This window comes from Lysobacter sp. Soil_C_15, assembly GCF_057657315.1.
Map to the genome: position 1 here is coordinate 333,342 of NZ_JBDGIR010000003.1, position 23,713 is coordinate 357,054.

At 69.2% G+C, this 23,713-nt stretch carries 14 protein-coding genes; 7 read left to right on the forward strand and 7 right to left on the reverse strand.

The window, feature by feature from the left end:
• Positions 1-138 precede the first annotated feature (138 nt).
• A complete protein-coding gene (locus AC3A57_RS09465; RefSeq protein WP_487578679.1) occupies positions 139-1,242 on the forward strand; it encodes an ABC transporter ATP-binding protein in 1,104 nt (367 codons plus the stop codon).
• Positions 1,243-1,497: 255 nt separating this feature from the next.
• Here AC3A57_RS09465 and AC3A57_RS09470 read toward each other — a convergent pair whose 3' ends face one another.
• The 3 genes from AC3A57_RS09470 to AC3A57_RS09480 form a co-directional block, all read right to left on the reverse strand.
• Positions 1,498-4,527, reverse strand: a complete 3,030-nt coding sequence (locus AC3A57_RS09470) for a TonB-dependent receptor (RefSeq protein WP_487578680.1) — start codon at positions 4,525-4,527, stop codon at positions 1,498-1,500.
• Positions 4,528-4,708: 181 nt separating this feature from the next.
• Complete coding sequence (locus tag AC3A57_RS09475) at positions 4,709-5,182, reverse strand: hypothetical protein (RefSeq protein ID WP_487578681.1); 474 nt, start codon at positions 5,180-5,182, stop codon at positions 4,709-4,711.
• A gap of 243 nt (positions 5,183-5,425) precedes the next feature.
• Positions 5,426-6,211 (reverse strand): TetR/AcrR family transcriptional regulator, encoded by a 786-nt coding sequence (locus AC3A57_RS09480; protein WP_487578682.1) that lies wholly within the window; start codon positions 6,209-6,211, stop codon positions 5,426-5,428.
• 611 nt (positions 6,212-6,822) lie between these two features.
• On the opposite strand from AC3A57_RS09480, the gene AC3A57_RS09485 reads away from it, so the two are divergent.
• The 3 genes from AC3A57_RS09485 (at position 6,823) to AC3A57_RS09495 (ending at position 9,695) form a co-directional block, all read left to right on the forward strand.
• Complete coding sequence (locus tag AC3A57_RS09485; RefSeq protein ID WP_487578683.1) at positions 6,823-7,371, forward strand: hypothetical protein; 549 nt, start codon at positions 6,823-6,825, stop codon at positions 7,369-7,371.
• Positions 7,372-7,408: 37 nt separating this feature from the next.
• The gene (locus AC3A57_RS09490; protein WP_487578684.1) at positions 7,409-8,929 is read left to right on the forward strand and encodes a phospholipase effector Tle1 domain-containing protein; all 1,521 of its coding nucleotides are present in this window, start codon (positions 7,409-7,411) and stop codon (positions 8,927-8,929) included.
• A gap of 205 nt (positions 8,930-9,134) precedes the next feature.
• Positions 9,135-9,695 carry a hypothetical protein gene (locus AC3A57_RS09495; protein WP_221672856.1) on the forward strand — a complete coding sequence of 187 codons (561 nt, stop codon included), beginning with the start codon at positions 9,135-9,137 and terminating at the stop codon, positions 9,693-9,695.
• Positions 9,696-9,898: 203 nt separating this feature from the next.
• Here the strand turns inward: AC3A57_RS09495 and AC3A57_RS09500 are convergent, their stop codons facing one another.
• The 4 genes from AC3A57_RS09500 to AC3A57_RS09515 all read right to left on the reverse strand — a co-directional run bounded on the left by AC3A57_RS09500 (position 9,899) and on the right by AC3A57_RS09515 (position 18,186).
• Complete coding sequence (locus AC3A57_RS09500; RefSeq protein WP_487578685.1) at positions 9,899-11,143, reverse strand: MFS transporter; 1,245 nt, start codon at positions 11,141-11,143, stop codon at positions 9,899-9,901.
• 214 nt (positions 11,144-11,357) lie between these two features.
• Positions 11,358-13,787, reverse strand: coding sequence for a TonB-dependent receptor (locus tag AC3A57_RS09505; RefSeq protein WP_487578686.1), 2,430 nt, complete (start codon positions 13,785-13,787; stop codon positions 11,358-11,360).
• 86 nt (positions 13,788-13,873) lie between these two features.
• Entirely contained in the window at positions 13,874-16,888 is a 3,015-nt protein-coding gene (gene pgmB, locus AC3A57_RS09510; protein ID WP_487578687.1) for a beta-phosphoglucomutase, read from the reverse strand.
• Between the two features lie 284 nt (positions 16,889-17,172).
• A complete protein-coding gene (locus tag AC3A57_RS09515) occupies positions 17,173-18,186 on the reverse strand; it encodes a LacI family DNA-binding transcriptional regulator (protein WP_487578688.1) in 1,014 nt (337 codons plus the stop codon).
• A gap of 297 nt (positions 18,187-18,483) precedes the next feature.
• On the opposite strand from AC3A57_RS09515, the gene smc reads away from it, so the two are divergent.
• The 3 genes from smc to AC3A57_RS09530 all read left to right on the forward strand — a co-directional run bounded on the left by smc (position 18,484) and on the right by AC3A57_RS09530 (position 23,407).
• On the forward strand, positions 18,484-21,987 hold the full coding sequence (smc, locus tag AC3A57_RS09520; protein ID WP_487578689.1) for a chromosome segregation protein SMC: 3,504 nt from the start codon (positions 18,484-18,486) through the stop codon (positions 21,985-21,987).
• A gap of 167 nt (positions 21,988-22,154) precedes the next feature.
• On the forward strand, positions 22,155-22,907 hold the full coding sequence (gene zipA / locus AC3A57_RS09525) for a cell division protein ZipA (protein ID WP_487578690.1): 753 nt from the start codon (positions 22,155-22,157) through the stop codon (positions 22,905-22,907).
• Positions 22,908-22,969: 62 nt separating this feature from the next.
• The gene (locus AC3A57_RS09530) at positions 22,970-23,407 is read left to right on the forward strand and encodes a hypothetical protein (RefSeq protein WP_487578691.1); all 438 of its coding nucleotides are present in this window, start codon (positions 22,970-22,972) and stop codon (positions 23,405-23,407) included.
• Positions 23,408-23,713 lie beyond the last annotated feature (306 nt).

The window sequence follows — 23,713 nt, forward strand, 5'->3', positions numbered from 1 at the left end:
GCGGCGGCAGCGAGTCTCGGGCAAGAGGCGGTTCCGTGTCGCGGCACACCGGAAGGGCGCGCATGTAAACGGTTACATGGCAGAATAGCCGAGGGCGGCGCCGAATGCACCGCCGCGCTCGTTTTCGTCGGAGAGTTCATGGCCAAGGTCACCCTGGATCGTCTGCGCAAGGTTTATCCGAACGGTTATGTCGGCGTGGCCGATGCCAGTTTCCAGATCGAGGACGGCGAGCTGCTGGTGCTGGTCGGGCCCTCGGGCTGCGGCAAGTCGACCCTGCTGCGCATGGTCGCCGGCCTGGAAACGATCAGCGAAGGCGAACTGCGCATCGGCGAGCGCCGGGTCAACGATGTGCCGCCGAAGGACCGCGACATCGCCATGGTGTTCCAGAGCTATGCGCTGTATCCGCATATGAGCGTGGCCGAGAACCTCGGCTTCGGGCTCAAGCTGCGCGGCGCCGGCAAGGCCGAGATCGCCGAGCGGGTCGGCGCGGCGGCGGCGATGCTGGAGCTGGAGCCGCTGCTGCAGCGCAAGCCGGCGGCGCTGTCCGGCGGCCAGCGCCAGCGCGTGGCGCTGGGCCGGGCCCTGGTCCGGCAGCCGCAGGTGTTCCTGCTCGACGAGCCGCTGTCCAACCTCGACGCCAAGCTGCGCATGGGCATGCGGGTCGAGATCGCGCGCCTGCACCGCCAGCTCGGCACGACCATGATCTACGTCACCCACGATCAGATCGAAGCGATGACCCTGGGCCATCGGATCGTGGTGATGAAGCAGGGCCACGTGCAGCAGATCGACACGCCGATGGCGCTGTACGAGCGCCCGGTGAACCTGTTCGTCGCCACCTTCCTCGGCAGCCCGAAGATGAACACCCTGAGCGGAGTGGTGGGCGAGCGCGACGACGGCCCGGTCCTGCGCGTCGCCGACGGCATCGAACTGCCGCTGCGCCCGGCGGGCAAGGCGGCCGAGGCCGTGCGCGGCTACCTCGGGCGCGAGCTGATCGTCGGCCTGCGTCCCGAACACCTGCGCCCGGCCGCGGCCGGCGCGGATACCCTGGCGACCCGGGTCGAAGTGGTCGAGCCGGTCGGCAACGAAGCCTTCCTCAACCTGCGCTGCGGCGGCGAGGAACTGGTCGTGCGCCTGCCGCCCTACGACCTGCCCAAGGTCGGCGACGAACTGCACCTGGCCTACGAGGCCGAGCGCATGCATTTCTTCGATCCCGGCAGTGAGTTGGCTTTGGGCCGGGACTAGGGATTCGGGACTCGGGACTCGGGACTCGGGATTGGATGGTTTCGGGGTTGGAGCGGCGTCCCACGGGATTTCCTTCGGTCACAAGCCGCGACCGCGCAGGTTGCGGATCGCAGCGCGGCGGTATGCAAACCCGCGTTCGCGGCTTGCGCCGCTCCTACCCCTGCCGGGAAGGCGACCCGCGCCGTGCCCGCAGGAGAGGGGAGACGGGCACGGCGCAGGCCGCGAAACCGATTCGATACGCCCCGGAACCGTCGTTCAGTAGAACCCCTTGCGCACGCTCAGTCCGACGATGCGCGGGTCGAGGGTGAACACGTTGGTGGTCAGGCCGCTGTCGTCGCTGTTGACGAAGGCGTCGGTAATCGGGGTCTTGTCGAACGCGTTCTTGACGTACAGCTGCACGCTCAGGTCCGACTGCGGGAGGTTCAGGGTCAGGGAGAAATTGGCGTTGCTCCACGAGCGCAGCCGGTCGTTGACCGTGTTGTAGACCCGCGCATAGCTCTTGCTCTGCCGGTAGTAGTCGCCGCGCAAGGTCAGGTCCCAGCTGTCGCCGAGCAGGAAGGTGTATTGCGCGCCCAGATTGAAGGTCAGCCGCGGCGCGTTCGGCAACTCGTTGCCGCCGAGGTCGGCGTAGAAGCCCTGGCCGCCGTTGGGGCCGTCGCTGCGCGGGTCGTAGCTGAAGCCCAATAGCGATTCGTAGAACCCGCCCGGCAACAGGTCGCCACCGAGGAAGAACTTGGGGCTGCAGAAGTTGTTGAGGATGGTCGGGGCGATGTTGTAGTCGCCGGCCACGGCGAGGATGCGCTCGACGTACTCCTTGGGGGCGACGCAGTTGGACGCCTGCTGCAGCCACGGCCGCACCACCACCCAGTCCGGGTCGCCCTGGGTGCGGTTCATCACGTCGATCGAGCGCTCGCCGTCGGCGATGCGGGTCTTGAGCCAGCCCAGGTTGGCGTCCAGGCGCAGCCGGTCGGTCGGCTTCCAGGCCAGTTCCAGCTCCAGGCCGTAGGAGGTCGCGTCGAAGTTCTCGTTGAACGCGCTGCGGTCGACGATCTGCGAGACCTGGTAATCGCGGTAGTCGTAATAGAACGCCGAGGCGTTGAACTGCAGCTTGCCGCCGGCGAAGCTGTTCTTGGTGCCGATCTCGAAAGCGTTGACGTATTCCGGGGCGAAGGTGGCGTCGCGCGGGATGAAGCCCAGGAACTCCGGGTCGGCGCCGATGCCCGGCGAGTTGGTGCCGCCGGCCTTGTAGCCGCGCGCCAGCGAGGCGTAGACCAGGGTGTCGTCGGTGTAGGCCAGGTCCGGTTTCCAGTCCAGCACCAGCCGGCCGGTGAACTTGCCCCAGCTCTGGCGCACGTCGGGCAGGGCCGGGTAGCCGCTGTTGACCAGGCCGCCGCCGCGCAGCCCCGGCGCCAGCAGCAGCTGGCTCGGCACCGGCGTGGTGATCTTGGTGTCGTCGGTGTAGCGCAGGCCGGCGGTCAGCTTGACCGTGTCCGACAGCTGCCAATAGCCCTCGCCGAACACCGCCCAGGAGCGGGTACGGGCGATGTTGCGGCTGCGGAAATAGTTGTGGCCCTGGCCGTCGATGCGGTCGATCGGGTTCGGGTCGATGTACACGCATTGCAGGTAGAACGGCAGGCTCGGGTCGAGATTCTGCGGGCAGTCCAGCGGCGGGTAGCCGGCGATGCCGCGCAGCGCGTCCTGGTTGTAGAAGCCCTGGGCGAGCAGGGAGAAGATGTTGTTGAAGACGTAGTAGTCCTCGTCGATCTCGAAATCCAGGTAGTTGGCGCCGACGTTGAAGTTGAAGCGGCCGTCGAAGTCCGACTGCAGGCGCAGCTCCTGCGACCACTGCTTGCTGCGCGCGCGGCTCAGGTCGACCGCCAGATAGCCGGTCGAGGGGCCGAGCTGCGGATCGGTGTAGACGCCGCCCGGGGTCAGCGCGAAGGCCGGATTGCCCTCGTCGTCGACCGCGCCGTCGGAATCGCTGAAGATCGGCACCGAAGCGAAGCGGCCGTAATCCTGGGTCGAGTAGTAATCGTCCTTGGAATACGCGCTTTGCGAGACCAGGCCAAGGCCGTTGCCGAGATCGAAATCGAAGTTGAGCTGGACCACGTCGTTCTCGGCCTTGAAGCGCGGGTCGTAGCTGGTCGCGATCTCGCGCAGGTCGCGCGACTGGCGCGCGTTGCCGAACGGGTCGATCGGCGCGGTCACGCCGCCGCGCAAGGCGTAAACGAAATCGCTGAAATCCGGCAGCCAGCCGAGCTTGACGAAACCCGGCGCGACCAGCATCTGCGGCAGGCTGGCGCCGTTGGGCGTGCCGAAAGCGCCCTCGTCGTAGAGCGAGCCGGGCAGGCAGGCCTGGCTGAGGTATTCGCGATAGAACGGCGCATCGGTCGCGCTCGCGCCGACCCGTTCCGGGCCGGGGTCGCGATGGCACAGCTGCTTGCCGGTGCGCGAGCGCCGGTCGTCCTCTTCGAAATGCTCCCAGACCAGGCTGGCGCGTACGCGCTCGTTCGGCGTCCACAGCGCCGAGCCGCGCGCCGACCACAGGTCGCGGTCGTTGACGTCGCGACGGGTGACGGTGTTGTAGTCGTAGCCGTCGCGACGGGTCCAGGCGCCGGCCAGGCGGAACGCCAGGCTGTCGCCGGCCGGCAGGTTGAGCATGCCGGCGACGCGGCGGCTGTCGTAGTTGCCGACCTCGCCCTTGAGATTGGCCTCGAAGCCGTCGAGGCTGGGCAGGCTGGGAATCATGTTGACCACGCCGCCGGTGGCGTTGCGGCCGTACAAGGTGCCCTGCGGGCCGCGCAGCACTTCGATCCGGTCGACGTCGAAATACTCCTGCTCGAACAGTCGATTTCGGATCAGCGGGGTGCTGTTGAAACTCACCGCCACGCCGGGGTCGGTGGTCACCGACAGGGCCTTGGTGCCGACGCCGCGGATCGAGAAGTTGTAGCTGGCGAAATTGCTCTTGGAGAAGCTCACGTTCGGGGTCGCCCGCAACAGCTCGGCGCCGCCTTCGATCTTGAGTTCGTCCAGGGATTGGGCGCTGAACACCGACAGCGCGATCGGCACGTCCTGGATGCGTTCGGCGCGCTTTTGCGCGGTGACGATGACCGCATCCAGGGTGGTCGCGTCGGCGGCCGCGCCCGCCGACGCGCCGTCCTGGCCGACGGCCCGCTGGGCGGTGGCCTGCTGAGCAGCGGACTGCGCCGCCAGGCCGGACAGCAAGGCCAGCAGCAAGGCGCGGCGCCGCGGCGCGGTGGGCGAACGTGGATGACTCGACGGCATCGGATATTCCCCTCGTGGAATGGCGCGCGGCGGCGTTCGCGATCGGCCGGCCTGCGCTGGATGGCTTGGCGATAGGTCAGCGGTGGGTGGGCGACGGATGCGCGGCCTGCGTTCCCCTGGTTCGCGGCCGGCGACGGCGAGCGGCTGCGCAAGGTCCGGAGCCTTGCGCAACCGCGCAGGCTTACGGCCAGACGATGCCCACCGTGGGCGAGGTGGTCAGCGTGCCGCTGACCCGGCAATTGCCCGGCAGGATGGTGTCGAAGGTGAACACGCCCCCGACCAGGGTTCCGCGCACCGTGCCCTGGCAGGCGATCAGGCCCAGCGCGACCACGCGCACGTTGCGCAGCTCGCCGGTGGTCGGCGAGGTCGGCACCAATTGCCAGGTGTTCTGGCCCTTGATCACGCTGCAGATCAGCGAGCTGCCGACGAAGGTCGAGGCCGGCCCGTTGATGGTGCCGTTGCCGAAGGCGTCGATGCTGCCGTAGAAGGTCGAGGTGCAGGGGCCGCCGACGCCGCCGGGGCCGGTGAGGTTGGTCGGGCCGCTGGCGCTGAAGCCGCTGTTGACCGGGGTCAGCGAAGCCGCCGACGCCGCACTTGCCGCGAACGCACCGACGGCGATCAGGGAAACCCACGCGAAAGTTCGGATTGCGGACATGGTCTAGTCTCCAAACAGGCTGGAAAGGGAGGTGCAATGCACCGTTGCGCCGCGGATGCTGTGCCGCGACGGGTCAGGACGGCCGCGCCGCGACGCATGCGGCGGAGGCTGGGGCGGAGCGCCGGGAGCGTCGCGATGCCCGCGTGGCATCGCCCGGTGGTCCGCACGGCGCCGGTCCTGGGCCGGCGCGATTCGCTGGTCGCTATCGCCGCGGCGGCGAGGGCGGAGCGCGGCCTGGAGGGGTCATGTCTCCACCACCTCGACCGCCCACGGCGGCAGGATTCCCGAAGGCTTGCGCGCTGCCGCCTGCGCATCGGCGGCCTGGGCCGCGGCGTCGGCGAGCAGCACCACGCGCTCGACCTTGCCGATCTGTTCGGCGTTGCCGAACGGTTCGGTCAGGGTCGGCGATATGAAGGTGATCAACCGCGCCAGCATCAGCGAGTCGCTGACTTCCTCGCCCATGCACAATGCGGCGATCAGCTCGTCCATGTTCTCGCCGGCCAGCACCCCGGCCAGCGCCTTCAGGCACAGATGCAGGCGCATGCCCAGTTCGTTGCGCGACAGATAGGGCAGGGCGCGGGCGAACGCGCCGAAGAAGCGGCCGAAGATCGGTTGGTAGTGTTCGCGCAGATAGTCGCGGATGAACGGCGAGGGGTCGCTGTAGACGCGGCCGAGCAGGCGCACGAAGGCCGGGCCGTTGGCGCGGTTGCGGCCCATGCGCAGCGCCGGCACGAACAGCGCGCTGAGCACCGCGGCGGCGTCCATGGCCTCGGTGCCGTAGCGTTGCTCGCACACGTCGAGCAGGCGCAGGCGTTCCTGGTTGAGCCGGTCGAAACGCTCCTGCAGCAGTTCCTGGATCAATGCTTCCTTGCTGCCGAAGTGGTAGTTGACCGCGGCCAGGTTGGTCACCGCGCGGCCGGTGATCTGGCGCAACGACATGGCTTCGTAGCCGTGCTCGATGAACAAGGCCTCGGCCGCCTCGAGCAGGCGGGCCTTGGTGTTGCCGGGCAGCAGCGGGCGAGTGTTCATCGGCGCTCGTGGGCGGGGCGCGACGCGGCAGTCGGTCGGACGCGCACTTGGTTCGGCATTGAACAACGGCTTGAAGCGACAGCTTGAGGCGGCAGCTTGAGACGGCAGCTTGAGACGGTACTTTCAGGCGCGGGTTTCAAGTCCGGTTTCGAGCGGCGGTTTGAGCGCTGCTTTCAAACGGCCGTTCCAACAGACGTAGGCGTATGTGGCACGGCGCCGCGCGGTGAAATCGCGGCGGCGCGCACTGTCTGGCGCGGCCGCGGCCGCCAATGTCGGAATCTGCAACGGTTGCCGCGGAATCGGCCGCGAAGCCGGTCCGTTTTTTTCTCGACACGGCCCGGTTCTTGCTGCTTCGCAACGCGCGGCCCGAGGCACGCCCGGCGCTGGCGGCTCGCGCGTGTCGATACGCCTCGCCGCCGATCCGTATAGTGGGCGGGTCGGGGCGGGGAGTGATAACGTTCAGTTTCCAGGAGGGACCGATGGATCGTCTGCCCGCGACCGGCCGCCGCCGCTGTACCGCGCCCGCCGCGCCCGCCGCGCCGACGCGCCGCGCCGCCCGAGCCGCGGCCTTGGCGCTGGTCCTATTCGCCGCCACAGGATGTCAAACCGCCATGTCCAGTTCCGCCGCCTCCAGCTCCGCCGCCTCGGCCGCCGCCGGTTCTTCGGTCGCCGGCTCCTCGAGCGAATGGCCGTTGCGCTTCCAGCGCCATCGCTTCGGCGCCTACTGCTTCGACACCTGGGGCTGCCAGATCCTCTACAACGGCTTCCCGCACGGCCGGCCCGAGCCCGAGGCGCTGAGTCCTTCGGCCGCGTCCTACGGCGCCGACCTGCGCGAGCGGATGAAGGGCGGGCACCTGGACATCCGCAACTTCCCCGGCCCGGCCGAGGTGCGCTGGCGGGCCAAGGACAAGACCGAACTGCAGGCGCAGATCGACATCGCCGAGATCTTCCGCGACCAGTTGGTGCGGCATGAGGTGCCCCGCGAGGACATCGCCGACGGCGCCAGCATCGGCGAGCCGGAGATCATCCTGGAAGTCGACGACCGCACCATCAACGTCTACAGCCGTTGCTTCATTCCGCTGAAGCGGCCGCAGGACCCGGCCAATCCGCACAGCGACTACCGCGCCGACCTGATCAAGGTGTTCAGCCGCAGCTACTGACCGCCCTTGCGGGCCGCAGGACTAAGGAGAGTTTGCGATGGGCGGTGGAAAGCATCCGGACGGGGTCAAGACTTACCCCGCCGACCGGCACGATCTGGACAGTTACCGCGAGGCCAGCGCCGAACTGGCGCGGCTGCAGTCGCCGTTGCTGCTGGATTCGAAAGACCCGCATGCGCGTTTGTTCGTGGCCGCGTTCGACGGCACCGGCAACAGCATGTACAAGGACGACCCCAAGAACCACACCAACGTCGCCAACGTGGTCCAGCAGCTCGAAGCCGGTCTGCACCGCAACGTCGGCTACGGCTACGTCGAAGGCCCCGGCACCCAGGACGGCTGGTTCAAGAGCACCCGCGACATGGCCACCGGCCATACCTTCGAGCCGCGCGTGGAGCAGATGTACCGCCAGTTCGCCGAGCAGTCCAAGCAATGGCTGCGCGAAGACCCGCAGGCGCGGATCAGCGTCGCCGGGATCGGCTTCAGCCGCGGCGCCGAGCAGGAAGCGGCGTTCGCGCGCCTGGTCCACGAGCGCGGCATCCAGGATCCGAGCGGCGCCAAGTACCGCCAGGACGGCGACGGCAACATCGTCGGCGTCGAATACACCAAGCCGGCGCTGGTGCCGCCGGGCCAGGTGGCGCAGGCGGTGGGGCTGTTCGACCCGGTCGGCACCGGCGAGCCGCGCCTGCACGATCGGCGGCTGCCGCCGTCAGTGGTGTCGGGCTTCCAGATCACCGCCGAGGACGAGCGCCGCGACCAGTTCAAGTCGACCAGCCTGCTGCGGCCAGGCTTCACCGAGGAATCGCGCTTCCTCAACGTCACCGTCGGCGGCGCGCACAGCAACATCGGCGGCAGCTACGAGCTCAACGGCTTGTCGATCCGCAGCGGCAACCTGATGACCGACTACCTCAACAGTCTCAGCGACCGGCCGTTGCTGGCCAAGCGGGCCGAGCCGGACGATCCCTCGCTCAACGTCGTCCATCGTTCGGACAAGCACCAGTTCTTCTACACCACCCGCGACTTCCGCGACGGCGAACGCGACCGGGTCGACCTGGTCGCGAGCAAGCAGCAGCACAAGGACGGCTCGGTGGCCGATCCTTACCGCAAGGAACCGATCGACCCCGAGCTGGACGCGCGTTTCGAGCGTCGCGGGGTGCCGATCGGCGCCGCGCCGGTGCGGCTGGGCGCGCTGGACGCCGGCCAGCCCATTCAAGTACAAGGCGGCCAGGCTCATGGCGGCCAGGCCGCGGGCAGCCGCGCGCAGCGCGGCGACGAGGTCGAACGCAGCTTCGAACGGATGGTCGAAGCCGCGCGCAACCGCGACAATGCCGGCTTCCGCGCCGCGACCCAGGATTACGCCCAGTCCGAATCCGGCCAGGCCTGGCTGCGGGGCGGCCGCGAGCAGTACCGGCAGCAACAGGAGCAGCAGCGCCAGCAGGATCACAACGCCCAGGCCCGTACCGCCGAACGGACGCCGGCGCCGGAGGTCCAGCCGCCGCCCGCGCCGACCCAGCAAGCCGCGCAATCGCCGGCGCCGCCCGCGCCGCGCTTGCCCGGACCGTAAGGGGGGAGGGGGCGACCCGATTCTTCGGCCGACCTTCGGCCGGCACGTTTTCAACGAACGTTTTCAGGGTCGCGTTCTCGCCGGCACGTTTTCAAGAACACGTTTTCAACATCACGCTTTTCAGCATCACGCTTTTCAAGATCGCGCATTTCAAGATCGCGCTTTTCAAGATCATGTTCTCAAAAGCACGCTTACGGAGATCCTCGTGCAGGACGCGCAAGACCTGAAACGCCTCGCCGCCGACCTGGCGATTTTCGCCCAGCATCTGCAGGAACAAAGCGAACGTGCGGTCCAGCACGTCGACCGCAGCGCCGACGAGTTGCAACGCACCGCGCAAGGCATGGGCGCCGGCGCCGAATTGCTCGGGCAGCAGATCGCCCAGGCCGTGCGCGCCCAGACCCAGGAGGCCATCGGCCGCGGCGCCGAACAGACCTTCGCCCCGATCGGCGCGCAACTGCGCGAAAGCGCCGAGACCGCCCAGCGCGCCGCGCAGGCGCTGGAAGAACAGCGCAAGTCGCTGCTGCGCTCGCAGCAGCACCTGCTGTACAAGGGCGTGGTCGCGCTGCTGGTCGGTTCGGTGCTGGCGGTCGGCGCCAGCGTCTATTTCGCCCGCAAATCCATGCGCGAGATCGAACGCGCCAAGTTCGGCGCCGATATCCTGGAAGCCTCGCGCACGGGCGCCTTGACCCGTTGCGACGGCAAGCTGTGCGCGCGGGTCGGCAAGCGCTGGGGCACCAAGGGCGACTACGTCCTGCTGGAAGAGTGAGCCCGGCCTCGCCGGGAGCCGACGCCTGCCGTCGCAGGCGGGACGGTTGGGCAGTTCACGGCGAAACCCACCTGCCGTCGTCCCCGCGAAAGCGGGGGGGGGCAGGGCTTCATCGCGACAGGATTGCGAAGTCCTCCGATGCCCGCCCCGCGCAAGCCTGACGAGCATGAGTCGGTCGGTCGCGTCCGAGAGTCGGCCGTCGTTCAAGCCGCCGCCGCGACAGCGGCGTCGGCGCGCCCGCTCTGCCGCTTGAGCAAGGCGATCGCCAACAGCAGCAGCGCCATCGGCAGCAGCGAGAGATAGAACGCGGTGCCGCCGCCGATGCGGGCGAACAATTGTCCGGTGATGAACGAGCCGGTGGTGCCGCCGAGGGCGGAGAACACCACGATCAGGCCGGTCATCGCCGCGTGCCGCGACTTGGGCAGCGAACTGAGCACCACCGAGTTGATCGCCGGATAGATCGGCGCCATGAACAGGCCGATCAGCGGGAACACATAGGCCGCCAGCGGCGCGTGCGCCCAGGTCATGGCCGGATTCGGCCGCGCGTCGCCGGCCAGCGGCAGGGCCAGCACTACCAGCGCTGCCATCGCCGCGACGCAAGTCATCAGCAGCCAGTGCCAGGGAACCCGGCGCAGGGCCAGGCCGGCGCCGAGCCGGCCCAGCGCCAGCGACACGGCGAAGATGCTCGCCGCCTGCACGCTCATGGTGGTCGGCAGGTGCAGGATTTCGCGGTTGAAGGTCGGCAGCCAGGTGCCGACGCTCTGCTCGATCAGCACGTACAGGAAGGCCGAAGCCAGGAACACCGCCACCAGCGGCTGGGCGACCAGGCGGAACATGTCGAGGAAGGAGTCGCCGGCGGCATGGCCGTCGCGCGCGGCGCGTTCGTCCAGATGCGAGCCGGCCAGCAGCAGCACGATCGCCGCGCATACCGCCGCCAGCAGCCAGTACACCCGCAGCCAGACCGGATCGCCGGGCGATTGCGGATCGATGAACCAGGCGAAGATCCAGTAGCCGGCGAGCACGCCGACCATGAACCAGCCCTCGATGGTGCTGGTCAGGCTGGCGTGCTGTTGCTTGCTCTCGGTCAGCAGGCCGATCGAGGAATACACCGAGACCTTGACCAGGGCGAAGGCCATGCCGGTGGCCGCGAACAGCAGCTTGGTCATCCAGAACGAGGCCAGCAGCGGCATCAGCGCGCAGGCCGCGCCGACCAGGGCCAGTCCGACCATCATCGCCCGGCGGTAGCCCAGCCGCGGCATCAGCGCCGCGGTCAGGAACGACACGATCGCGATCGGCAGGTCCTTGAACGCTTCCAGGATGCTGGCCTGGCCCTTGTCGATGCCGAAGCCCTGGATCGACTGCAGGATCACCGTGCCGACGCTGTTGAGCAGGATCCCGAACACCATGTAGGTGAGGATCATCGCCAGGATCATGCGGCCTCGGTTCATGCGGGCGTAGCTCCGGTGAGCGCTCCGGCGCGGGGCCGGAGCGAGCCAATAAAAGACCGTTCGCGGCGGCTTGCCAAGTGCGGACGCCGGAGAGAGGGGGAGGGCGGCAGCCACGAGCGCCGGCCGTCGCGAACGGTGAGGTAAGAGCGGTCCCGGGGCCGCGCGCGGCGGCCCGGGTAGCGCCGCGCCGCCGGGCGGCGGCGCGGACGCCGGATCACCAGCGGTAGGCGGCCGAGAACAGGTAGGAACGCCCGGCCAGCGGACGGCCCATGAACACGCCGCCGGTGGCCGCGCCGGGCACGCGCACGTTGCCCTCGGTCAGGCCCAGCTCGTTGGTGACGTTGCTGCCGGTGAAGGCGAACTCCCAGTGTTCGCCGACGTGCAGGTTGGCGCCCACGTCCAGGGTGTCGTAGGACGGCAGCTTCTGGGTGTTGGCCAGGTCGGCGTAGCGGTCGCCGATGTGCGAGTAGGTGGCGAAGATCTTCAGGTCGCCGAACGGCAGGTTCCAGAAGTAGCTGGGAGTGAAGCGGAACTGCTGCTTGGGCTGGCGCATCACCTGGTTGCCGGTGAACTCGCGGTAGTTCTCGTACTGCGCGTCCAGCCAGATCCCGGTCAGGGCCAGCTCCAGGCCGCCGATCGGCCGCACCGCGCCTTCCACTTCCACGCCGTAGGCGCGCGAGTCGCCGACGGTGGTGAAGTTGGTGCCGTCGTCGAGGAAGGCCTGGAACGGCGAGTTGGTGAACTTGTTGTAGAACGCGGTCAGGTACAGGTCGTAGACGTTGTTGCCGGACTTGAAGCCGAGCTCGTACTGGTCGATTTCCTGGATCTTGGTGTTGCCGTCGCGCAGGTTGTCGAACGCCGGCAGCTTGTAGCCCGAGTTGGCGCGGGCGAACACGCTGCTGCTGTCGTTGAGCTTGTAGTTCAGGCCCAGGGTCCAGGAGAAGTGGTGGTCGTCCTGGTCGATCCGGCGGCTGCTCGGCAGCGAGATCGAGGTGGCGTTGTCGTACAGGGTGTTCGGGTTGCCGTCCAGGTCGACCGTGGCCACGTCGTGGACGGTGCCGTCGACCTGCTGCCACTCGTAGCGCACGCCGCCGTCCAGGCGCAGGCGGTCGTTGATCTGCCATTCGTCGGCGAGGAACACCGCGGTGTTCTGGCCGTCGTAGTCGCCGCGCAGGGAGAAGAACGAGGTGCCGACGAAACCGTCGCGGGTGACCTGGCGGCCGTCGGCCAGGGTCAGATTGATCCGGCGCGCGTTGTTCTGCGCGGTCAGCAGCATGTTGTTGCCCAGGTACCAGGTGTCCTTGGAGGAGTAGCGTGCGTAGTAGACGCCGGCGGTGAAGGTGTTGCCCTCGAACAGGTCGCGGCTGAAGCGCAGGTCGTTGGTGAACGACTCGAGCTTCTTGTCGACCACCCAGAAGCCGGCGGTCAGCACCTGCTGGTTGGGGTCGACCGTGCCGCCGCCGTTGACGTAGGTGGCGGTGCCGGCGCTGTTGAAGCCGGCGATGTAGTCGGCCAAGGTCTTGGGGCTGGCGCCGGTGAACAGGCCGTTGGTCGGGGCCTGGCCGCTGACGTAGTTGACCCGGTCGCTGATGGTCCAGTCGCCGGCGTAGAAGTCCATCGAGGCGCCGAACACGTCGAGGTTGATGCCGCGGCCCTCGGCCAGGTCGCGGCGGATGCTGGTGCCGCGGCCGGTCGGGATCTCGACGTGGCGGAAGTCGTTGCCCAGCAGGGTGCCGGTCTGCGCGTCCAGGCCGGGGAAGCTCGACAGGCTGCTGCCGTTGTTGCGCGACAACAGCGGGATCGGGGTGAAGAAGGCGTTCTTGTCGTCGGTGTGGCGGGCGTAGACGGTGACCTCGCCGCTGTCCCAGCTGTGGGTCAGGGTGGCGCTGAGCTGGCCGCCCTTGTCGGCCGGGAACTGGGTGTCGCGCACGCCGTCGGTGACCCGGTAGAAGCCGCCGACGCTGTAGTACCAGCCTTCGCCGAGCTTGCCGCTGTTGAACAGGTCGACCCGGCGGAAGTTGTCGCTGCCCAGGCCGATGCGGACGCTGCCGGCGGGTTCTTCGCCGCCCTTCTTCTGGATGAAATTGACCGTCGCGCCGGGCTGGCCGTTGGAGAAGATCGGGCTCGGGCCGCCGCGCAGCACTTCCATCCGTTCGACCGTGTCGTCCATCCGGAACAGGGTCGAGTTCTCCAGGAACGACAGGGTCGGCGGCGGGTACAGCGGCGCGCCGTCCATCTGCACGGTCACGAACGGCGCATCGCCTTCCGAAGGCATGCCGCGGACGAAAATGTTGGCGCCGGTGCTGCCGCCGGCCGATTCGGCCCACACGCCGGGCACGACCTTGAGCGCGTCGGCAGTGCTCAGCGGCACCGCTTCCTGGATCTGCTCCAGCGAGGCGGTGGTGATCGAGAAGCTGGCGTCGCGCTTACGCAGGCCCTTGAAGCGCGCGGTGCCGCTGACCACGATCGCGTCGAGGGTGGTGGCCGCTTCCTTACTGTCGGACGCCGCGGCCGGCGCCGCCGGCGCGGGTTCCTGCGCGGCCGGTGCCTGGGCCAGGACGGCGCCCGGGGCCAGGGCGGCGGCGATCGCCGCGGACAGGGCGTAACGGATCAGGCGAGCTTGCTTGGACGATGCGCGTTGCATGGTGTTCTCCCCACTCATCTGAAAGTTCTCTTGCTCGGATTGCGGTTGGCGGTCGGATCTGCCGCGGCGGTGCGTGCCGCGCGCGGTCAGGGCGAAACGAAGGCGTCCAGGTCGAAGGCGGCGATCTCGCCGAGGCAGGCGTCGGCATCGCTGAGGGCGGCCGGGTCGCCGATCCCGACCGCGGTCATGCCGGCGCGCTTGATTGCGACCACGCCGGCGGCGGCGTCCTCGATGCCGATGCACTGCGCCGGCGCCACGCCGAGCGCGGCGGCGACGTCGAGGAAGATGTCGGGCTCGGGCTTGGCGCGGGCGATCCGCGCCGAGTCGGCGACGTAGTCGAAGCGCTGGGCGATACCGAGCCGTTCCAGCAGCGCGGCGGCGTTGCGGCTGGCCGAGGCCAAGCCGAGCTTGAGCCCGCGCGCGCGCGCGCGTTGCAGCAACTCGGCGACGCCGGGGAACAGGTCGGCCGGGGTCACCGAGGCGATCGCCTCGACGTAGTAGGCGTTCTTGCGTTCGGCCAGGGCGCGCTTGGCCTCGGCGCCGAGCACCCGCCCGGCATGGCGCAGGATGATCTCCAGCGACGCCATCCGGTCCACGCCCTTGAGCTGTTCGTTGACGTGCCGGTCGAACGGCAGGCCTTCCTCGTCGGCCATGCGCTTCCAGGCCCGGTAATGGGTCTGGGCGGTGTCGGTGAGGACGCCGTCGAGATCGAAGATCAGCGCCTGCGCGGGGCGCGGGAAGGTCTGCCGCACCGGGCCGCCGGGCGCGGCCAGATCGGCGCGCTGCGGTTGCTCGACGCGCAGTTCCAGGCGCTTGCCCTGGTGCTCGATGCTCAGCGGCGCACCGTCGAGCAGGCGGTATTCGACCCCGTCGCGCTCGACCCGCAGGCGTAGGCGGCGGCCGCGCCAGCGCAGGCCGAAGCCGTAGCCGCGCCAGCCGGCGGGCAGGGTGGGGGCGAAGCGCAACGTGCCCTCGTGGCTGCGCAGCCCGGCGAAACCGGCGCCCAGGCCGAGCCAGGTGCCGGCCAGCGCGGCCATGTGCACGCCGTGGTCGGTGTTGCCGTGCAGATCGTCCAGGTCGACGCGCAGGTTGTCGTTGAAGAAACGCTCGGCCTGCGCGGCATGGCCGACTTCGCTGGCGAGGATGCCGAACACCGATGCCGACAAGGTCGAGTCGTGGGTGGTAACGGCTTCGTAGTAGTCGTAGCTGCGCCGCTTGGCGTCGGCCGGGAGATCGTGGCCGGCCAGGACCAGGGCCATGACCACGTCGGCCTGCTTGCAGATCTGGTGCCGGTACAGGGTCAGCGGGTGGAAATCCAGCAACAGCGGGCGGTGCTCGCCCTCGCGGCGCGGGAACGGCCAGCGCGGCTTGCTCAGGAAGGTGTCGTCCTGGGCGTAGATGCCCAGCGCGTCGTCGTAGTGCAGGAACATCGCCTCGCCGGCGCGCTGCCACGACGCCGCCTCGTGCGGCTGCAGGCGCAGCCGCGCGGCCAGCGCCTGCGCCTGTTGCGGGCGCTGTTCCTGCAGCAGCCGCCAGACCTGCGCGGCGCGCAGCAGGTGCTGCTGGGCCATGCGGTTGGTGTAGAAATTGTTGTCGACCAGGGCGGTGTATTCGTCCGGGCCGGTGACCTCGTGGATGCAGAACGCGCCGCCGCGGCGGGCGTCGAAATGGCCGATCTGCGGCCAGATGCGCGCGGTCTCGAACAGGATCTCGGCGCCGCTTTCGAGCAGGAAGTCCAGGTCTTCGGTGGCGTCGAAGTACAGCCCGATCGCGTAGGCGACCGCGGCGTTGATGTGGTACGCGGCCGAGCCCGAGGGGTAGTGCGCCGAGCATTCGCCGCCGGTGATGGTGCGCCAAGGGAACAGCGCGCCGTGGGCGTGGTTCATCTCGCGCGCATGCCGGCGCGCCGGCTCCAGCGCCTGGTAGCGCGCGTGCAGCATGGCGCGCGCGACTTCCGGGGCGGTGTAGACCATCACCGGCAGCATGAAGGCCTCGGTGTCCCAGAAATAATGGCCTTCGTAGCCCTCGCCGGTCAGGCCCTTGGCGGCGGTGCCGTTGATGCCGTCGCGGCCGGCCGACTGCAGCAGGTGGAACAGGTTGAAGCGCAACGCCTGCTCGGCCGCCGCGTCGCCGTCGATCGACAGCTCGGCGCCGCCCCAGAACCGCGCCAGCGCCGCGGCCTGGCGCGCGGCGAGGGCGTCGAAGCCGAGCGCGGCCGCGTCCTCGAGCGCGCGCTGGGCGCGCTGCACCAGGCCGGTTTCGTCGTGATGGCTGAGGTAGGCGACGAACTTCTCCAGGCTCGCGCTCTGGCCCGGCTGCAACTGCGCCTGGTAGCGCTGCCGCACCGCGTCGCCGTCGACCTCGGCCTGGGCCGCGTCGAGTCCGGCGCCGCTGCGGTGGCCCTGGGCGCAGACCACCCGCAGGTTGCTGCGCCGGGTCGATTGCAGCACGTGCGCGCCGTGCGCATCGGCATGCGCCGAGAGCAGCTTCAGGCCTTCCGCCGAAGCCACGCCGATGCGCGGATCGTCGCCCTGTTCGGCGGCCTGGTGGCCGCATTCGATCGCCGAGACCAGGCTCAGCGGACCGGTGTAGTCGATCGATTCGACCCGGTAGCGGATCGCCAACAGGTCGACGCCCTCGTGGCCGCTGTCGAACGGCAGCACGCGCTCGGCGTGGATCTGCACGGTCTGGCCTTGCGCGGTGCGCAGGCGCAGGCGGCGCGCGCTGCGGCCGTGGCGCAGGTCGAGGCTGCGTTCGAACTCCAGCCATTGCGCACGATCCGGTTCCAGGCGCTGGGCGCCGAGCCAGACCGCGATGCGCTGGCCGTCGGCGACCGGCAGGCGGGTGTCGGTGTGGCGGGCGAAGCCGGGGAAGCGTTCGTGATAGTGGATCGGATGCTTCTCGTAGACCGAGGCCAGGAAGCTGCCGTCGCTGCCGCCGTCGGCTTCCTCGAATCCGCCGCGCACGCCCAGCGAACCGTTGGCGAGCGCGAACAGGGTCTCGTCGCGGCGGCGCCGGGCCGGATCGAACCCGCGCTGGCGCAACAGCCAGGCGTCGGCGGCGGCGTCGGGGGAGGACGGCAGGGCTTGGGGCTGGGTCACGCGGGGCGGGTCCTTGAGCGGCGTTGCGCGGACCCTAGAGAGCGCCTGTTATCGATGTCAAGTTATCGATAACAGCCTTGCGATTCAATGTGCTTTTGACCCGCGCAGCGAATCCGGCGCGGGCGCCGTCGCTGTGCATGCCGACGAATCGGATCAATCGCTTAGCGCGATGCTGCTGCGCAGCATGCGGACTGTCGCAATGCAGTGTGCACGTTGCGACGCAGCATGACCCAGCGCACGCCCTGCGCGAGACCGACGCGCATCGCGGCGCGCCGCGCCGCGGCTCAGGTGACCCGCGCGACCAGGTGGGTCGGCAGGATCTCCGACTGCGCCGGGCGGCCTTCGATCAAGGCCAGGATCTTGCGCGCCAGCAACACCCCGGCGTCGACGAAGTTCTGGTGGATCGAGGTCAACGGCGGCAGATAGGTCGCGCCCAGCGGGGTGTCGTCGTAGCCGATCACCGACACGTCCTCGGGCACGCGCCGGCCGCGCTCGATCAGGGCCCGGATCGCGCCGATCGCGAGCAGGTCGCTGGCGGCGAACAGGGCGTCGAACTGCGGCTGTTCGTCGAGCAGGCTGTGCACCGCTTGGGCCCCGGCGCTGACGGTGAAACTGGCCACTTGCGGGGTCAGCGGCACGATGCCGTGCTCGGCCAGGGTCGAGCCGAAGCCGTCCAGGCGTTCGGCGAACTCGCCGTGGGCGCTGTCGCCGAGGAACACCGGCCGGCGCCGGCCCAGGGCCAGGAAACGCTCGGCGGCGAGCTTGCCGCCGCGCAGGTTGTCGCTGCCGACCACGACCTGGGTCTCGTGGCGGCTGACCGCGCCCCACACCACCATCGGCCGGCCCCAGCGCTGGACCTCGTGCATGGCGTCCTCGTGCGCGCCCTGGCCGAGCAGGATCACCCCGTCGGCGGCTTGTACGCTGGGCAGCGAGCCGCCCTGCAGCGAGGTCAGCAGCACGCTGTAGCCGGCCGAGGTCAGCTCCTGGCTGATGCCGCCGAGCAGGTCCAGCGGATAGGAGCCGGACATCTGCCGTTCCACGGTCGGCTTCATTTCCACCACCACCGCCACGGTCATGCTGCGGCGCAGGCGCAGGTTGCGCGCGCTGATGTTGAACTGGTAGCCCTGTTGCTCGGCCAGTTGCTTGATCCGGGCGCGGGTCTCGGGATTGACCAGCGGGCTGTCGCGCAAGGCGCGCGAGACGGTGATCGCCGAGACCCCGGCCAGTTCGGCCAGATCGGCCATGGTCAGGGGGGCGTCGGCCTTGCGGGTCGGGTGGGAAGCGCGCGGGCGGCTCATGCGGGGCGGGTGGGTCCGTGCGGAGGGAGTGCGACGGCTTGGCGGGGCCGGACTGACTGTTTATCACGGCCGGGGGTCGCGCCCGCGTCGTGCCCCGCCGCCGGCCGCAGCCGCGCGCGCCCTTGGACCCGGCGGACCGCGCCCGCCGCTGTCGACGGCGGGCTCGGCCGGGGTTCGCTATACTCGCGAAGAAGCGCGGTCTTGACCGTGTGTGGCCCAGTGCATTCAATCACTTGGCTTAGCTATCTAACCTAACTTCACGGTAGCGCCCCGGCGCGCCAGAGGCCACACCGCCGCATGCGTCTGTCCACGATCAAGCTGTCCGGTTTCAAGTCCTTCGTCGATCCGACCACGCTGCACCTGCCCACCAACATGACCGGCGTGGTCGGTCCGAACGGGTGCGGCAAGTCGAACATCATCGACGCGGTGCGCTGGGTGATGGGCGAGAGCTCGGCCAGCCGCCTGCGCGGCGACTCGCTGACCGACGTGATCTTCGCCGGCTCCTCGGCGCGCAAGCCGGTTTCGCAGGCGATGGTGGAGCTGATCTTCGACAACTCCGACCACACCATCACCGGCGAATACGCCGCGTTCAACGAGATCTCGGTCAAGCGCACGGTCAGCCGCGACGGCACCAGCCAGTACTACCTCAACGGCGGCAAATGCCGCCGCCGCGACATCACCGACCTGTTCCTCGGCACCGGCCTGGGCCCGCGCAGCTACTCGATCATCGAGCAGGGCATGATCAGCCAGATCATCGAGGCTCGGCCCGAGGACCTGCGCGTCTATCTGGAAGAAGCCGCCGGCATTTCCAAGTACAAGGAACGCCGCCGCGAAACCGAAACCCGGATCCGCCACACCCGCGAGAACCTCGACCGCCTCAACGACCTGCGCGAGGAAGTCGGCAAGCAGCTCGAGCATCTGCGCCGGCAGGCGCGCCAGGCCGAGCAGTACCAGGCGATCCAGGCCGAACGCAAGGTCAAGGACGTGGAGTGGAAGGCGCTGGAATACCGCGCCCTGGACCAGAAGCTGCAGACCCAGCGCGAGAAGCTGTCGCAGCAGGAAACCCGCCTGCAGCAGTTGATCGCCGAACAGCGCGAAGCCGAGCGCGAGCTGGAAACCGGCCGGGTCCGCCGCGAGGAGGCCGCCGAGGCGCTGAACAAGGCCCAGGCCGCCAGCTACGAAGTCGGCGGCGCCCTGGCCCGGATCGAACAGCAGATCCAGCACCAGCGCGAACTGTCCAGCCGCCTGCACAAGGCGCGCGAGGAGGCGAAGGCGCAGCTGGCCGAGATCGGCGAGCACATCGGCAACGACCAGGCCCGCCTGGACGTGCTGCTGGCCGCGGTCGCCGACGCCGAGCCGCGGATCGAAGCCCTGCGCGAGGACGACGAGGCGCGCCAGGAGGCGCTGCGCGACGCCGAAGCCCGGCTCAACGACTGGCAGCAGCGCTGGGACGCGCACAGCCGCGAGCAATCCGAATCCGCGCGCGCGGCCGACGTCGAGCGCACCCGGATCGAAGGCCTGGACCGGCAGATCCTCGACGCCGACCGCCGCCGCGAGGCGCTGAGCGCCGAGCGCACCGGCCTGGACGTCGCCGCCCTGGCCGACGCGTTCGAGCAATTGCAAAGCCAGCACGAACTGCAGAAGGAGTCGTTGGACAGCCTCAGCGAGGAACTGGAAACGCGCAAGGCCGCGGTGTCCGACCTGCAGGAGCAGCAGCGCGCGACCCAGAACCAGCTCGCCGAGGTGCGCAAGCAGGCGCAGACCTCGCGCGGCCGGCTGTCCTCGCTGGAGACCCTGCAGCACGCCGCGCTCGGCCAGGAGCAGGGCGCGGCCCTGAGCTGGCTGCAGGCGCACGGGCTGGATTCGGCGCAGCGCGTCGGCGAGACCCTGGAGGTCGAAGCCGGCTGGGAAAACGCGGTCGAAAGCGCGCTCGGCCAATTGATCGAAGGCGTGCTGGTCGAGGCGCCGGAGACCCTGGTCGACGCGATCGGCGAACTCGGCGAAGGCCGCCTGACCCTGGTCTCGCCCGAACGCGACGGCACGGTCTATCCGCCGACCTCGCTGGCGGCCAAGGTCCAGGGCCCGGCGGCGATCCGGCGCCTGCTGGCGCGCCTGCACGGCGCCGACGACCTGGCCGCGGCGCGCGCGCTGCAGGCTACGCTGGGCGCCGAAGAGACCGTGATCACCCGCAACGGCGAGCGCCTCGGTGCCGGCTGGGTGCGGGTGCTGCGCTCCGGCGCGGCCAAGCAGGGCGCGCTGCTGCGCGAACGCGAGATCCAGAGCCTGCGGGTCGAGATCGAAACCCTGCAGGAGCGCGAGCGCGAACTGGAGCAGAACCAGATCCAGTTGCGCGACCGCTCGCTGGCCGCCGAGCAGCACCGCGAAGACGCCCAGCGCAGCCTGTACATGGCCCACCGCAGCGTGTCCGAACTGGCCGGCCAGCTGCAGAGCCACCAGGGCCGGCTGGACTCGGCGCGCAGCCGGATCGAGAAGATCGATGCCGACCTGGAGCAGTTGCTGATCGGGCTGGACAGCGCGCGCGAGCAATCGCGCGAGGCGCGGCTGCGCCAGGAGACCGCGGTCGAACGCATGGGCGAACTGGAAGACGCGCGCCTGCGCCTGGAATCCGAGCGCCGCAGCCTGTCGGAGGCGCGCGAGGCGGCGCGCAACGCCGCGCGCGAATCGCGCGATGCCGCGCATGCGCTGATGCTGAGCCTGGAGACCCAGCGCGCGCAGATCGCCGGCCTCAGCCAGACCCTGGAGCGGATGGGCGGCCAGCGCGGCCAGCTCGATTCGCGCCTGAGCGAACTGTCGTCCCAGCTCGACGACGGCGACGAGCCGGTGGTCGCGCTGGAGGAGCAGCGCCAGGTCGCGCTGGAACAGCGGGTGATCGCCGAGCAGGACCTGACCGGCGCGCGCACCGCGCTGGACGGCATCGACAACGACCTGCGCAAGTTCGAGCAGATCCGCCAGCAGCGCGACGAGCAGGCGCTGCAGCAGCGCGAGGCGATCGGCCAGCGCCGGCTGGAGCAGCAGGCCCTGGTGCTCAAGGCCGAGACCCTGACCACGGCGATCGCCGAGGCCGGCGCGGTGCTCGAGGACGTGGTCAACGGCCTGGACGAAAACGCCGACGCGCCGACCTGGGAGCGCACCGTCGCCGAGCTGGACAACAAGCTGCGCCGGCTCGAGCCGGTCAACCTGGCGGCGATCGCCGAACACGCCGAAGCGGCGCAGCGCAAGGACTACCTGGACGCCCAGCACGGCGACCTGACCACCGCGCTGGACACCCTGGAAGAGGCGATCCGCAAGATCGACCGCGAGACCCGCGGCCGCTTCAAGGACACCTTCGACCGGGTCAATTCCGGCGTGCAGGAGCTGTATCCGCGCCTGTTCGGCGGCGGCCACGCCTATCTGGAACTGACCGGCGAGGATCTGCTCGACACCGGCGTATCGATCATGGCGCGGCCGCCGGGCAAGCGCGTGTCCAATATCTCGCTGCTGTCCGGCGGCGAGAAGGCGATGACCGCGGTGGCGCTGGTGTTCGCGATCTTCCGCTTGAACCCGGCGCCGTTCTGTCTGCTCGACGAAGTCGACGCGCCGCTCGACGAAGCCAACGTCGGCCGATTGGCGACGATGGTCAACGAGATGAGCGAACAGGTACAGTTCCTGTTCGTCACCCACAACAAGGCGACGATGGAAGTGGCCAACCAGCTGTCCGGCGTGACCATGCGCGAACCCGGCGTTAGCCGCCTGGTCTCGGTCGACCTGGCCGAAGCGACCCGCCTGGCGGGCGCGGCCTGAGGCCGGCGGGCGTTGCGCGGCAGCGCCCGAATGGACCGACCGTCGTTGCAGCCACCTTCGTTCCAACCGAATCCACGCAGTCGCAGCGGAAACCAGGCAAGCGCGGCGCCGCCGAGGCGCCCGGCCCGAATCCCCGCCACCGACGCAAGCAGCACTAGGAGCCCCCGATGTCCGACCTGACCCTGATGCGCATCGGCATCTTCATCGCCGGCCTGATCCTGATCGGCGCGATCGTGTTCTTCGGCCGCCCGCGCAAGCCGGGGCAGGGCAAGCGCATCGCCCGCGAAGAGGACGCCCGCGCCGGCAAGTCCTCGCGCCAGGAGCCGACCCTGGGCGAACAACTCGAGAACGAGCTCGGCCAGAGCGCCGGCGTGCCCGGCGAGGCCACCACCCAGGCCGAACTGGAGCTGTTCGACCGCACCCTGGAGGGCGGCGCCAGCAGCGAACTCGGCCGCCGGGTCAGCGACGAGTTCGACAAGATCGTCACCCTGTACCTGGCCGCGCGCGCCGGACAGAAGCTGCACGGCCCCGACATCGTGGTCGCGGCGGAGAAGGCCGGCCTGGTCTACGGCCACATGGGCGTCTATCACCGCCTGGTCGAAGGCCATCCCGAGCGCGGCCCGGTGTTCAGCGTCGCCAACATCATGAAGCCCGGCAGCTTCGACATGGGCGCGATCCAGGCGCTGGAAACCCCGGCGATCGCCTTCTTCCTGACCCTGCCGGCGCCGGTGCCGGCGCTGGACGCCTGGGAAACCATGCTGCCGACCGCCCAGCGCATGGCCGAACTGCTCGACGGTGTGGTCCTGGACGAGCAACGCAACGCCCTGGGCCGCCAGCGCATCGCCCACCTGCGCGACGAATTGCGCGCCTACGACCGCCAACGCGAAGCCCCGCCGCTGAGCAAGCCCACGCGCTGGTGACAAAAGACTGCGACGGCATCGCTGAGTACAGTAACCCGCGGTACGGCCCGGCTCTGAGTTCTTTGTTTGATTCGGCCGAAGTTGTTCGCGAGACATTCTCGGCATTCTTCAAGCTCCGTTTCAGCACGCTGAGTGCTTACGACGCGCAGTTTCCTGAAGCGTTTTTGACTCAATCCTGTGTCCGTGCCGTGTGCGCCGATCTGGGGTGGATCGACCTCACCAAGCTTGAGACAGTTCGATTGGGGCACTACGAGTTCCAAGGCTCGCTGGTAGGCCTCTTGGTTGATCGAAAGCGAAGTGCGCAATCGGCTGCGACCGCATGGCAGGCAATTGGGGAGGCGCTGGAAGTCCTGTTCCCGCACCCTTTCGACCAAATTTTCGCTTACCGCCTGGATGGCGACTGGTGCGAGATGGCTCGCGAGTCACTCTGCTGTTCGTACCTGGTGGGGGAGGGCGCACGAGGATTGTGGTGGCTATTGGTGGTCGAACATTTCGATTAGGCAGTCACCCCGGGACAGGCCGTGGCAATCGCAGCGAGGCCGGCCTCAGCACTCCGGTCCAGGCCCTCGGGTTTCTTTGCGTTGCCAGAGATGCGGGGTGCGGCGTAGTACTCCGCCGCGGTGGCTGTCGCGGCTTATGACCGGAGGAAATCCTGTGGGACGCCGCTCCTACAAGAGCAGGCGCGCCGCCTCTAACCAGCAGGCTACCCCCCTTTGAAAAAGGGGGGTAGGGGGGGATTTGCTTTTGCCTCTGCCTTTGCCTTTCCCCACCGTCGCGCCCGCAGCGACGCCCATCGCCCACAATGG